Annotated in this window: 11 protein-coding genes; 7 read left to right on the forward strand and 4 right to left on the reverse strand. The window is 70.6% G+C overall.

The genetic code is table 11. The features are described from left to right. Positions 1-21: 21 nt before the first annotated feature. Complete coding sequence (locus ACOCEP_RS12100; protein ID WP_482337309.1) at positions 22-1,014, forward strand: DUF3558 family protein; 993 nt, start codon at positions 22-24, stop codon at positions 1,012-1,014. On the opposite strand, the gene lhgO is transcribed toward ACOCEP_RS12100, so the two are convergent. After that, positions 1,011-2,264 carry an L-2-hydroxyglutarate oxidase gene (gene lhgO / locus ACOCEP_RS12105; RefSeq protein WP_482339694.1) on the reverse strand — a complete coding sequence of 418 codons (1,254 nt, stop codon included), beginning with the start codon at positions 2,262-2,264 and terminating at the stop codon, positions 1,011-1,013. The genes ACOCEP_RS12100 and lhgO overlap by 4 nt on opposite strands. An 8-nt stretch (positions 2,265-2,272) precedes the next feature. Between lhgO and ACOCEP_RS12110 the strand changes: the two genes are divergently transcribed. Together ACOCEP_RS12110 and ACOCEP_RS12115 are read left to right on the forward strand one after the other, a co-directional pair. Then, positions 2,273-2,869, forward strand: a complete 597-nt coding sequence (locus tag ACOCEP_RS12110; protein ID WP_482337310.1) for a TetR/AcrR family transcriptional regulator — start codon at positions 2,273-2,275, stop codon at positions 2,867-2,869. Further along, the gene (locus tag ACOCEP_RS12115) at positions 2,866-3,354 is read left to right on the forward strand and encodes a nuclear transport factor 2 family protein (RefSeq protein ID WP_482337311.1); all 489 of its coding nucleotides are present in this window, start codon (positions 2,866-2,868) and stop codon (positions 3,352-3,354) included. The genes ACOCEP_RS12110 and ACOCEP_RS12115 overlap by 4 nt, the downstream gene beginning before the upstream one ends. A 62-nt stretch (positions 3,355-3,416) precedes the next feature. Here the strand turns inward: ACOCEP_RS12115 and ACOCEP_RS12120 are convergent, their stop codons facing one another. Next, a complete protein-coding gene (locus tag ACOCEP_RS12120) occupies positions 3,417-4,967 on the reverse strand; it encodes an MFS transporter (RefSeq protein ID WP_482337312.1) in 1,551 nt (516 codons plus the stop codon). Further along, a complete protein-coding gene (locus ACOCEP_RS12125) occupies positions 4,964-6,055 on the reverse strand; it encodes a C45 family autoproteolytic acyltransferase/hydrolase (protein ID WP_482337313.1) in 1,092 nt (363 codons plus the stop codon). Before ACOCEP_RS12125 ends, ACOCEP_RS12120 begins: the two co-directional genes overlap by 4 nt. Positions 6,056-6,188: 133 nt before the next feature. Here ACOCEP_RS12125 and ACOCEP_RS12130 point away from each other — a divergent pair, with 133 nt between their 5' ends. After that, the gene (locus ACOCEP_RS12130) at positions 6,189-6,404 is read left to right on the forward strand and encodes a hypothetical protein (protein WP_482337314.1); all 216 of its coding nucleotides are present in this window, start codon (positions 6,189-6,191) and stop codon (positions 6,402-6,404) included. Next, entirely contained in the window at positions 6,401-7,069 is a 669-nt protein-coding gene (locus tag ACOCEP_RS12135; RefSeq protein WP_482337315.1) for a hypothetical protein, read from the forward strand. The genes ACOCEP_RS12130 and ACOCEP_RS12135 overlap by 4 nt, the downstream gene beginning before the upstream one ends. On the opposite strand, the gene ACOCEP_RS12140 is transcribed toward ACOCEP_RS12135, so the two are convergent. Then, positions 7,066-10,179 (reverse strand): AfsR/SARP family transcriptional regulator, encoded by a 3,114-nt coding sequence (locus ACOCEP_RS12140; RefSeq protein WP_482337316.1) that lies wholly within the window; start codon positions 10,177-10,179, stop codon positions 7,066-7,068. The two genes, ACOCEP_RS12135 and ACOCEP_RS12140, sit on opposite strands and share 4 nt — an antisense overlap. A 160-nt stretch (positions 10,180-10,339) precedes the next feature. Between ACOCEP_RS12140 and ACOCEP_RS12145 the strand changes: the two genes are divergently transcribed. Together ACOCEP_RS12145 and ACOCEP_RS12150 are read left to right on the forward strand one after the other, a co-directional pair. Beyond that, complete coding sequence (locus ACOCEP_RS12145; protein ID WP_482337317.1) at positions 10,340-11,470, forward strand: DegT/DnrJ/EryC1/StrS family aminotransferase; 1,131 nt, start codon at positions 10,340-10,342, stop codon at positions 11,468-11,470. Positions 11,471-11,477: 7 nt separating this feature from the next. Beyond that, on the forward strand, positions 11,478-12,407 hold the full coding sequence (locus tag ACOCEP_RS12150; RefSeq protein ID WP_482337318.1) for an NAD-dependent epimerase/dehydratase family protein: 930 nt from the start codon (positions 11,478-11,480) through the stop codon (positions 12,405-12,407). Positions 12,408-12,431: the final 24 nt, after the last annotated feature.

Here is a 12,431-nt window from a genome sequence, read left to right on the forward strand (position 1 = left end):
GCGGTGAGGGGAAGAGGACGCATGCGGTATCGGAATTCGCTCGTGATCGGGCTGGCGGTGCTGACGCTCGGCGGCTGCACGTCGGTCGTCGGCGGTACGGCTTCGCCGGTACCGGGGCAGGGCCCGGTCATCACGAAGGCCGAGCCGTGCAAGCTGCTTTCGCAGGAGCAGGCGGAAGCCATCGGGGTCACCTTCCCCGGCAAGGAACGTCCGGCGGACAAGGCTCGGAAGATCCCCGGGACCTGCCGGTACCCGGAGCTGGAGGACGCGCCCGACGGGGTCACGCTGGAGGTGTCGCAGAGCTTCGAGCTCTCGCTGGTCGACTACGTCAGCGGCGCTCTCCCCGGGGAGAAGTTCGGCATCGGCGGGTTCACCTGGACCCGCTACGCGTCCATCTTCGGCCCGAGCCACTGCTCGCTGATGACCGAACTCGATCCGAAGACCTTCGTCGAGATCACGAGCGAAGCCCCCGGCGACGACGTCACCAAGGCCTGCGACCTGGCGAAGGCCGCGGCTCCCGCGGTCGCGTCCCACCTGCCCGGCGGGCAGCCGAGCCCGCCGCTCACCGCGCCTCCCGGCCAGAAGCCGATCGAGCCCTCCGGGCCGCTCATGACCGTCGACCCGTGCTCCCTGCTCAAACCGGACCAGGTGACGCCGCTGAACCTCCAGGCCGCGCGGCCGATGAACGGTTCGTCGAGGGATCCGAAGAACGGCTGCCAGTGGGACGACAACGACGGCGACGAGGGCAAGAAGGCGCTCGACCTGTGGATCTACACGGCGACGAAACTCGAGGACGTCCCCGGCCTGGAGGGCACGCCGGTCGAGCAGATGGTGGCGGGCAAGAAATGGTTCGTCTACTCGAGCCCGGACAGCCCGATCTGTGTCGCGATGCTGCCGGTCACGGAGACCTCCTCGGTCAAGATCGACACCGGTGACCTCAGCGACAACGCGAAGGCCTGCGAGGTCCCGCAAGCCGTGATGCCGCTGGTGACCGGGAACATGCCCGCGTTCTAGACCAATTCGTCGGCGATGTGCTTCGCGATCTCCAGTGCGCTGGTCGCCGCCGGTGAGGGCGCGTTGAGGACGTGCACCTGGTTCCGGGCGGTCTCGATCAGGAAGTCGTCGACGAGCGAGCCGTCCGGGCGCAGCGCCTGCGCGCGGACGCCGGAGCCGTGCCGCACGATGTCGTCCTCGGTGACGGCGGGGACGAGCCGCGCGAGGCTTTCGGCGAAACGGCGGCGCGAGAAGGAGCGGCGGACCTCGTCGAGCCCGGTGGGGTACGCGTACTTGCGCGCGAGCCGCCAGACGCCGGGGAACCGGGCGACTTCGGCGAGGTCCTTCGCCGAGATGTCGCGCCACGTGTAGCCCTCGCGGCGAAGCGCGAGCACGGCGTTGGGGCCTGCGTGCACGCTGCCGTCGAGCATGCGGGTCAGGTGCACGCCGAGGAACGGCAGCGACGCGTCCGGCACGGGATAGATCAGGCCGCGCACCAGATGGCGGCGCTCCGGCTTCAGTTCGTAGTACTCGCCGCGGAACGGCACGATCCGCGCGCCCGGGGTCAGCCCGGCGAGGCGGGCGACGCGGTCGGCGTGCAGGCCGGCGCAGTTGACGAGCGCGTCCGCGTGGAGCACTTCGTCACCGGTCGCCACCTCGACGCCGCCCGTGCGGCCGGGCCGGATCCCCAGCGCGGGCGTGCCGAGGCGCAGGTCGGCGTCGGATTCGTCGAGCAGCCGCACCAGGGCGGCGCAGACGGCCGGGAAGTCGATGATGCCGGTGGACTCCACGCGCAAGGCGGCCACGCACGAGACCTCGGGTTCGTACTCGCGGGCCTCGCTCGGCGTGATCAGCTTCGCCGGGACACCGTTCGCCTCGGCGCGTTCGGCGAGCACCTTCAGCGCCGGAAGCTCCGCTTCGGAGGTGGCGACGACGAGTTTGCCGCAGACCTCCACCGGCACCCCGTACTGCCGCGCGAAGTCCACGATGGACCGGTTGCCCGCGCTCGCCATCCTGGCCTTGAACGAACCCGGCTTGTAGTAGAGCCCCGCGTGCACGACGTTCGAGTTGTGCCCGGTCTGGTGGGCCGCCCAGCGGTCCTCCTTCTCGAGCACCGTGACGTCCAGGCCTCGTTTGGTCAGCTCCCAGGCGGTGGCGAGACCGACGATCCCGCCTCCGACGACTACGACTGTGCGCACGATCGACCAGGTTACCCGGAGCGCTACCTGACAGCTGTCAGGTTTGGTGGTAGCGTACCTGACCGATGTCAGGTAAGCGTTTGAGCAGGGAAGAACGCCGGGAGCGGATCCTCGCCGCGGCGGCGCGGGTGTTCGCCGCGTCCGGCTACGACGCGGCCGGGATGCGCGAGGTCGCGACCGCCGCCGGCATCAGCACGCCGGTGCTCTACGACCACTTCCCGTCCAAGGCCGCGCTGTACGCCGGGCTCCTGGAGTCCGAAGTGGACAGTCTGCTGGCCGGCTGGGCGGTGCTGCCGCCTTCGGACACCGCCGAGGGGCTGCTGCGCGCCAGGGTGGCGGCGATCTTCGCCTGGATGGAGACGAACGAACGCGGCTGGCGGATGATCTTCGCCGAGACGCCGTCCGACGAGGCGGTCGCCGAGGTGCACCGGCGTGGACAGGCCAGGGCCACGGGGCAGCTGACCGAGGTGTTCGCCCGCGTCCCCGGGCTGGCGCTGACCGCGGACCTGCCGCGCGACCGCGCGAACGAAGCGCTCGCCGAAGCGGCGAAGAGCGCGCTGAACGCCATCGCCACCTGGTGGTGGGACAACCGCGACATCCCGCGGGAGCAAGTCGTCGCGCTCACGACGGATCTGTTGTGGCGCGGGCTGGGGAACCTGATCCAGGAGGACGGATGAGCATCGAAACCACCGAGCGGTACCGCCGCGCCCTCGAGACCCGGGACGTCGAGCTCGCGCTGAGCGTCTTCGCGCCGGACGCCGTCGTGCACTCGCCGTTGACGAGCCGGGTCCGGTTCACCGGGCACGCGGAGCTCAGGCCGCTGCTTGAGGTCGCGTACGCGCATCTGCGCGACGTCCGGTTCTGCACCGACACCGGCGACGAGACCACACGGGTCGTCGTCTACACCGCGCGTATCGGCGGCGAGGAGATCGAGGAGGCGGCGGTGCTGAAACTCGGCGAAGACGGGCTCATCGCCGAAGTGACGCTGTTCGTGCGCCCGCTGCCGGGGCTCGTCGCGCTGATGGACGCCTTCGGCCCGGACATCGCGCGCCGCAACGGCCGCACCTTCGCGGCCCGGCTGCTGAAGGTGGCCGCGAAACCCTTGCTGGCCATGGTCCGGTCCGGCGACAAACGCGCGGTCCCGCTCGCCGGCCCGCGTTGACGATCGCGCGTGAAGGCCCCCTTCCCTCGGCTCAGCCGAGGGAAGGGGGCCTTCACGCGCGATCAGGACACAGCCACAGGAGCCGGGGACGGAGCAGGCTCGTCTTCGGGGTCTTCGAGGACCTTCGGCACCCCGCGCAACGTGAACAGCGCGCTGATCGCCAGCACCGCCATCAGCGCCGCCGAGCACAGCATCGTCACCTGCAACCCGTCGACGAACGCCGTCTTCGCACTCGCCAGCACCAGCGCGCCTTGCTCCGGCGGGAGCTGCGCCGCGACCTGGACGGCGCCGCCGAGGGTGTCCGAAATCGCCGCCGACGTTTCGGGTGGCACGCCCGCCGGGAGGACGAGCTCGTTCCGGTACAGCGCGCCGAGCACACTGCCGAGGACCGCGATCCCCAGCGCCCCACCGAGTTCGGTCGCCGTCTCGGAGATCGCCGACGCCGCGCCCGCCCTGGCCTTCGGCACGACGCCGAGCACCGTGTCCGTCGCGACCGACAGGATCAGCGACAGCCCGACGCCGAAGACGATCATCGCGGCGAGCAGATCGGTGTAGACGATCGTCACGCCGACCGCCGAGTACAACGCGAACCCGACCGCCGACAGGGCACAGCCCAGCCCGATGGTGACCGCGCGGCCGAGTGCCTTGATCGCCAGCGGCGCGAGCACCCCGCCGAGGATCGCGCCGCCCATCCCGGGCAGCCCGGCGAGCCCGGACTTCAGCGGCGACCAGCCCGCCACCAGCTGCAGGTACTGCGCGAACATCAACGAGACCGCGAGCTGCGCGAACATCGCCAGGATCGTGGTGCCGACGGTCGCCGAGAACGCCCGCTGGGCGAACAGCTTCAGGTCCATCAACGGTTCGGCCAGCCGCGGCTGCCGCAGGACGAACGCCAGCAGGCAGGCAAGACCGAGCACGGCGGCGACCGCGACGTCCCAGTGCCCCCAGCCCTTGTACGCGATTTCCTTGATCGTGTAGACGATCCCGACCATGCCGACGAGCGAGAGCAGCACGCTGGGCACGTCGATGCGATGGGACACCGGGTTCTTCGACTCGGGCAGGATCAGCGCGCCCGCGATCACCATGACCACCACCACCGGCACGTTGACCAGGAACACCGATCCCCACCAGAAGTGGTCGAGCAGGAACCCGCCGACGAGCGGCCCCATGCCGAATCCGAGGATCGTCAGCCCGCTCGAAACCCCGATCACGGCCGCGCGTTCCTTGCCGGTGAACACGTTCCGCACGATCGACAGCGTCGACGGCATCAGTGTCGCGGCGGCGATCCCGAGCAGGGCCCGGGCGGCGATCAGGAGTTCCGCCGTCGGCGCGTACGCCGTGATCACCGAAGCGACGCCGAACAGCGAAGCCCCGATCAGCAGCAGCTTCTTGCGCCCGATCCGGTCGCCGACGTTCCCCATCGTGATCAGCAGCCCGGCGAGGGCGAAACCGTACGCGTCGGCGATCCACAGCAGTTCCGTCGTCGACGGGTGCATCTGTTCCGAAAGCGACGGCAGCACCAGGTGCAGCACGGTCAGGTCGATCGCGATCAGCAGCTGCGCCAGCACACAGACCGCGACGGTGCCGATCTTGCGGCCCTTGCCGATGGTCACCGCGAAACCCCGAAGGTGAGTTCCGGCGTGTGCCGCGCGGTGCCGTTCTCGCCGTCGCCCAGGTAGAACCGGGTGCTCAGGGTGCGGGCCGACGGGTCGAGGACGCTGCGCCACAACGTCCGCCACGGCGCGCCGGGCTCGACCGCGAACGACACGGCGTCGAGCGCGCCCCGCGTTCCGGCGTCCGCTTCCTTCGTGATGGTGCGAAGCCGCTCGTAGGTCCGCATGCTCTCCGGGGTGTCCTCGGGCAGCGCTTCGAGATCCGGATGACGGTGCAGCAGGTGGTTCGTGACACACAGCGGCCCTTCGGCCACCTCGACGAAGTACTCGACGTCGTGCGCTCCGCGTTCGTACACGAAGCCGCGGCCGGAGGCGTCGGCGACGACGTAGTGGCAGGGCGCCCCGTGCGCGTACTGCTTGGCGAGCATCAGCGCTTCCTTGGCCTCGTCGACGGTTTCGCAGGTGTCCAGCAGATACCGGCACACCTGCAGCACCGAGAGGCCCGCCTGCGGACCGTGGTCCAGCGGCATGGCCGTCTCGACCTCGGCCATCAGCAGCGTGACGACGAGCCCCGCCTCGTTGACCCCCTCCGTGGCACCGTCCATTGTGGACATCGTCAGCGCGGTCGAAGCGATGCCGTCGTCGGGGATCGTCGTCAGGACATAGGGCCGTGACGCCATCGGCACGGTCCCGTCGTCGACCGGCTCCTCCCCGGCCAGCACCGCGCCCAGCTGGGTCCAGCTCATGGTGAAGAAGTCGTAGTTGCGGCCGAGCTCGCTCCCCGTCCAGAGCGCCGAACAACCCGATCCGGGAGGCAGGGCACTCGCGTTGTCGAAGGAGACCGCCGCGTCGGCGGCGAATCCGTGTGCCTCGGCGAACCCGGCCGTGCGCTCCGCGTACTGAGGCCAGTTCCGGGCGAACCAGGTACGCCGCGCCCCGGCCACGACCGGATCGAGCGACGGCGGCGACCAGTCCGAGCGCGTCTTCACTTCGGCGCCGAGCGCGTGGCCGATTTCGGTCTGGGAGCCGCGCAGCGTCAGATGCCGCACGGCGAGGAAGTCTTCGGGAGATCCCGCTACGTAGGTCATGCCCCGGAGGGTGTCCGCCGCCGCTGACCGTCCACGCACCGAACGCTGTCAGTGCTTGGCGGTGCTTGTCATCGGAATGTCATGTGCCCCGCGCGAAAGTGGTCCCACCAGGCAACGACAAACGAGGGAAACCATGCTCAGCAACAAGGTGTACATCATCGGCGGGGCCGTCGTCAGCGTCCTCTTCGTCGCGCTCGCGATGGTCGAGTTCGCCACCGGCTACCCGGACGACGCCCTGCAGGACCTGCTCTACGCCGCCGTGAGCGCGGGCGCCGGCGCGCTGCTGTACGTCCTCGACCGCCGTCAGCGCGAGCGTCGCGCGGCCGAAGCGCAGCGTGACGCCCGATGAGGAACATCGACGGCGGCTTCCTCGCCGCACCCGACCAGGCCTCCCTCCAACGTCGCGAGCAGGACGTGCGCAAGGGCAAGCTCGCGCTGATGCTCGCCGTCGTCGGCGGCTTCGTCGCGCTCGTCGCCGGCTACAACGTCGTCGCCGACTTCTCCCCGGTTTCGCTGGTGGTGACGATGATCGCGCTCGCCGCCGCGATCGGCGGCGGGCTGCTCACCAGGCACCTGATGCGCGCCGTGCGGTTCCGGGTGCACAAACCGAACGCGGGCCTGGTCGGCGCCGCGAAGCTGACCGGGATGGTGGTGGTCGTCCTCGGCTTCATCGCCCTGGTCGGCGCGATCGAGGGACCCGGGGTGCTGCGGATCATCGCGATCGCGATCGGCTGCGCGGCCATCGGCTACGTGAAGACGCTGCACGACCAGCAGTGGGTGCTCTTCGAACTGGACGCGGTGGGTGTCCGGATCGAGCGGACGGTCGTGCCGTGGCGTGACGTCACCCGGCTCACCATCGACCCGGTCGGCCCGGGGATGACCCGCCTCGGCGCGGTCCCGGTCAACGCGGCGCCGCTGTACGTCGCGGTCCAGGACAGCGAACTCGACCAGCGGCTCCTCGCCGAGGCCGTCGGCCGCTTCGCGCCGCAGGGCACTCAGCTGACCCGCGCTTAGGCCAGCTGAGCGGCGCCCCGCAGGCCGAGCCCGCGGCGGTAGGCCAGGTCGAAGTCGTCACCGAGCCGCTCCCGCACGGTCGTCCTGAGCAGGGCGGCGTCCAGATCGACGGCGAACGGGGTGCCCCGCATGGTCACCGCCGCGCCGATCAGGACCGCCGCCCGCTCGGCGTCACCCCGGATCAGCGCGACGCCGGCGAGCCCCTCGACGGCGCAGGCCATGGTGGTGCTGTCGTGCCAGCGGTCCGCCGACACCAGGGCCAGCCGGTGCAGTTCCTCGGCCCCGTCGACGTCACCCTCGGCGGCCAGGACCCAGCCGAGGGAGATCTTCGCGCCGGCGCGCACCCCTTCGGCCGCGAACGAACCACCGGAGCATTCCGCGAGGGCGCGTTCGCTCAGCGCGCGGGCCGCCGCCAGATCGCCCTCGTGCCGGGCGAGGAACGACAGCCCGACGTACCCGGCCGCCCGGCTTTCGGGCATCCCGGCCCGGCGCGCGATCTCGATGGCGAGCTCGAGATCCGCCCGCGCGCCCGCCGCGTCGCCGTGGAGCAGCTTGCTGCCGCCGCGACGGCACAGCAGGTCCGCGTTGTCGTCGGACGCGCCGAGTTCGCGCATCAGCCGCAGCGCCTCGTTCATCGTTTCCAGCGCTTCGGCCTGCCGGTTCGTCCAGATCAGGATCTGGGACAGATGGTCGAGGGCCATCGAAAGGCCCCAGCGTTCCCCGATCGAACGGAACGCCTGCGCACCCTCGCGCAGGAATTCCTCCGCCGTGCCGAGATCGCCCTGCATCAGCGCGCGCAGGCCGTAGCCGGTCGGCGCGAGGGCGAGACTCCAGGCGTCGCTGTTCGCCAGCAGCATCCGGCTGCGTTCGATCAGCGCGTCGTCGTCACCGGGCGGGCCGGACACGACGCCCAGCAACAGCAGCAGTGCCGGATTCCGCGGTGCTTTGACCAGGTTCAGCATGAGACCGTCCACCAACGGCAAATGCCGGTCGAGCGCCTCGTGCCCCCGCAGTCCCGCGGCCGCGGTGAGCACACAGAGCTGGTACTCCTCTTCGAGGCCCTCCGGCGCTCGCTCCCCGAGCCGCTTGACCACTTCCAAGCACAGCGTCGAACCCTCGAAGCGGCGACCGCGCATCCACCAGTACGTCACCAGCGAAGCCGAAAGCCGGAGCGCGAGCCGTACGTCGGCCTCGGCGGCCCAGCGCAACGCGGCCAGGAGATCGTCGTAGGCGGCGTCGAGCCGGGCGAGCCAGATCAGCTGGTCGCCGGCGCGCAGCATCGGAGCCGCTTCCTCGGCGAGAGCGACGAAATACTCGGCGTGTGTCCGCCGCAAGCGCTCGGTCTCGCCCGCTTCGGCGAGTTTCCCGGCGAAGAACGCCCGGATGGTTTCGAGCATCCGATACCGGTCCCCGGTACGCTCGACCAGCGATCTGTCCACAAGGGACGGAAGCAGTTCCGCGATGTCCGGCACGGCGCAGACCGCCTCGGCGTCGTCCAGCGTCGTGCCACCCGCGAAGACGGTCAGCCGCCTGGCGAGCAGGCGTTCGTCCTCGTCGAGCAGATCCCAGCTCCACTCGACGACGGCGCGCAGCGTGCGATGACGGCTCTCGGCGACCCGGCTGCCCCGCGAAAGCAACCCGAACCGGTCGTCCAGCCGGGACGCGATCTCGCCGACCGGCAGGGTCCGCACGCGCGCGGCGGCGAGCTCGATGGCCAGCGGCAGCCCGTCGAGCGCGGCGCAGACACGCTGGACGTCGCCCGCGGTGTCGTCGTCGACCACGAAACCCGGATCGCCCGCCCGCGCGCGGTCGGCGAACAGCCGGACCGCGGCGAACTCCAGCGACCGGGCGGGCGGTGTGCCCGGCGGCGGCACGGCGAGCCGCGGCACGGGGGAGACGATTTCGCCCGTGATGCCCAGCGGCTCGCGGCTGGTGGCGAGCACCCGCAGCGTGGGGGCCGCGCCGAGCAGCCGGGCGGCCAGTTTCGCGGCGGCCTCGATCAGGTGCTCGCAGTTGTCGAGCACCAGCAGGACCGCCCGTTCGGCCAGAGCGTCGATCAGCCGCTCCACCGGCGCGTTCTCCACCGGCTCGGTGACCGATCCGCGCGGGACCGTCCGCAGGCCGAGCGCGGTCAGCACGGCGTGGGCGACGTCCTCGTCCTCGGTGTACGGCGCCAGCTCGACGAAAACCGCCGGAAGTTCGATCGCGGCCGCCGTCTCGATGGCCAGCCGGGTCTTGCCCGCCCCACCCGGCCCGGTCAGCGTCACCAGCCGCGAGCTCTCCAGCCTGCCGAGCACGTGCCGGAGATCGCCTTCACGGCCGATGAAGCTGGTGAGCTGCGCGGGGAGCGCCGTGGTCGTGCCCTTGGCAGGCGGCGCTTCACCGCGAAGCACGGCCAGATGCGCGGCGGCGAGATCCGGCCCGGGATCCGCGCCGAGCTCGTCGGCGAGGACGCGGCGGGGGTCCTCGAACGCGGTGAGCGCGTCGGCCTGCCGTCCCGCGGCGTGCAGCGCGCGGATCAGCAGCGCGCGGGGCCGTTCCCGCAGCGGCTGCTCGTCGATGACCTCGCGAAGCTCGGCGAGGACGTCTTCGTGTCTTCCCAGCTTGAGCTCGGCCTCGACGCGGTCCTCGATCGCCGACGTCTTCAGCTCGTTCAAGCGGGTGACCTGCGGATCGCGGAACGGCGCGTCGGTGATGTCCGCGAAGGCCGGGCCACGCCAGAGCACGAGGGCGTCGCGAAGCAGTCCCGCCGCCTTCGCGGTGTCTCCGGCCGCGAGAGCGCGACGCCCCTCGGCGGCGAGCCGCTCGAACCGGTGCACGTCGACGTCGTCGGGCTCCACGGCGAGCCGGTACCCCGCCGGGCTGAATTCGACGGGCGCGAGCTCCTTCAGCGCGCCGCGCAGCCGTGAGACCTGCGATTGCAGCGCGTTCGCCACACCTTCGGGTGGTTGTTCGCCGTAGAGACCGTCGATGAGCCGCTCCGCCGGGACGATCCGGCCCGCCTCCAGGGCGAGCAACGCGAACAGCGTCCGGACCCTGGGCCCGCCGATCGGAACGGTGGTGCCGTCGTCGCGGCGCACCTCCGTCGCCCCCAGCACGCGGAATCGCATGGGTTAGAGATTAGGGATGGAAGCGCAGCTTCTCCGTTGAGGGCGGTGGCGGGGGCATGGATGGACCTAGGGCGTCATTGACCTGGGCGGATCCAGCCCGCCCGAACTACGCCGATCGGCGTCTATACACTTCGCCGGGTCCCCACGCAATGGGAGAGGTATGTCTACGCAGGAAACCGTCGTTCTGGGTCAGCCGACCGTCGGCGACGAAGAACTCGCCGCGGTGGCGGAGGTGTTCCGGTCCGGCTGGCTGGCCGGTGCCGGCCCCGCGTGCCGCCGTTTCGAGGAACGTTTCGCGAAGACCGTCGGTACCGCGCACGCCCTGACCACCAGCAACTGTGGCTCGGCACTCTTCCTCGGGCTGCGTGTGCTCGGCGTGAAGCCGGGCGACGAGGTCATCGTCGGTGACTACACCTTCCCCGCCACCGGGCACGCCGTGCTCCAGGCCGGCGCGACCCCGGTGTTCGCCGACATCCGCCCCGACGTGTGGAGCGCCGACCCGGCGTCGATCGAAGCCCTGATCACCCCGCGCACGGTCGGCATCCTCGCCGTCGACGTCGCCGGGCAGCCCGGTGACTTCGACGAATACCGCGCCATCGCCGACAAGCACGGCCTGTGGCTGTTCGAGGACGCCGCCTGCGCCGCGGGCGCGACGTACAAGACCCGCCCGGCCGGCAGCCTCGCCGACCTGGCCGCGTTCTCCTTCCACGGCCGCAAGGGCATCACGGCGGGCGAAGGCGGCGCGCTGGTCTCGGACCGCGAAGACCTCATCGCGCACGCGCGCAAGCTGCACACCTACGGCATCGAGCCCGCCATCACCCGTGAGGGTTCCGGCGCGCTGCCGATCCCGGAGTTCCACGAGCTGGGCTACAACTTCCGGCTCTCGGACGTGCAGGCCGCGATCATGAACGTCCAGCTGGACCGGCTTCCGGACCTGCTCTCGGCCCGCCGTTCGGTGGCCAAGCGCTACCACGAGGCCTTCGAGAACCTGCCCGGCCTCGACGTCCCGGTGGAACTTCCGGACCGCGAGCACCCGTGGCAGGCCTACATCCTCACCGTGGCCCCGGAGATCGACCGCGACGCGCTCGCGCTGCGCATCCGCGAGCAGGGCGTGCAGTGCAACTTCGGCACCTACGCCTCGCACCTGCAGCCCATCTACGGCAAGAAGCAGGCCTTGCCGGTTTCGGCGGACCTCTTCGCCCGTCATCTCGCCATCCCGATGCACGCCAACCTCACCGATACTCACGTGGACCGGGTCATCGAGACCGTCAGCACCGCGTGGGCGAGCTAGGAGAGAAATGCCCGACAAGAAGGTCCTCTTCACCGGGGGCGGCGGTTTCATCGCCGCGCACGTCATCCCGATGCTGATCGAGGGCGGCTACACCGTCCGCGTCTTCGACAACATGACCCGCGGCGACCGCGCCCGGATCAACGACTTCGTCGCCACCGGCAAGGTCGAACTGGTCGAGAAGGACGTCCGCTACGGCGGCGCCGTGCGCGAGGCCATGCGCGGCTGCACGCACGTCATCCACTTCGCCACCGTGTCGATCAACAAGTCGGTCGCGGACCCGCACGAGTCCATCGACATCAACATGGTCGGCAACCACAACGTCTTCGCCGCCGCGGCGGACGAGGGGGTCGAGCGGCTGGTGTTCGCTTCGACCGCGTCCGTCTACGGCGACCCGAAGCGGCTGCCGATGCACGAGGACGACGAGCTCAAGCCGCTCACGCCGTACTGCATCTCGAAGCGCGCGGGCGAGGACATGCTCGGCTTCTACGAGCGCACCAAGGGCCTGTCCTGGAACGCGCTGCGGTTCTTCAACGTGTACGGCCCCGGCCAGAAGATCGAGGCCTACTACACGTCGGTGATCAACCACTTCATCCAGCGCCTGCGCGCCGGCCAGCCGCCGATCATCGACGGCCGCGGCGACCAGTCGATGGACTTCGTGCACGTCACCGACCTGGCCCGCGCCGTCGTCGCGGCGCTGGAGTCGGAGAAGGCGAACCTGCCGATCAACATCGGCACCGGGATCGACACCTCCATCGCGACGCTGGCGAAGATCCTCATCGACGCCGTCGGCGTCAACGTCGAACCGCTGTTCAACGAGCGCGACGTGCTGGTCTCGCGGCGCGCCGCCGACATCACCCGTGCCCGCGAGATCCTCGGCTGGGAGCCGAAGATCTCCGTGGAAGAGGGCATGTACGAACTGGTGAAGGCCTCCGAGTGACCGCCGGGCCAGGGGAGAGCCGCC

Source organism: Amycolatopsis sp. CA-211722 (assembly GCF_056828465.1).